The organism is Mesorhizobium tamadayense, assembly GCF_003863365.1.
GTDB classification, from domain to species: Bacteria; Pseudomonadota; Alphaproteobacteria; order Rhizobiales; family Rhizobiaceae; genus Mesorhizobium; species Mesorhizobium tamadayense.
The window spans coordinates 1-289 of sequence record NZ_RQXT01000285.1 but is presented as its reverse complement, the minus strand read 5'-3'; the positions used below and the strand labels follow the sequence as shown (position 1 = coordinate 289).

1 protein-coding gene is annotated in these 289 nt (G+C 57.8%); it reads left to right on the top strand.

Annotated elements, in window-relative coordinates; all coding sequences use genetic code 11:
* Positions 1-289, top strand: a 289-nt coding sequence (locus EH240_RS37670) for a sterol desaturase family protein (protein WP_148101214.1), incomplete at both ends; no start/stop codon positions are given.

Here is a 289-nt window from a genome sequence, read left to right as displayed (position 1 = left end):
GTCGATGCATCCCATTGAGCACTTGCTCTATTTCGGGGTGGTTTTCTGGCACTTCGTTCTCCCCTCAAACCCCGTCATTGCACTCTACCAGCTACACTTCGCAGGCTTCGGCGCCGTGCCTGGGCACATCGGTTTCGACACGGTCGAGACCAGCGATGAGCAGGGGTTCGATACCCACGCCTATATGCACTACCTCCACCATAAGTACTTCGAGGTGAATTACGGCGGCGAGGGGCTCGTCCCCGTGGACCGGATGTTCGGCACCTATCACGACGGGTCGAAGGAATCT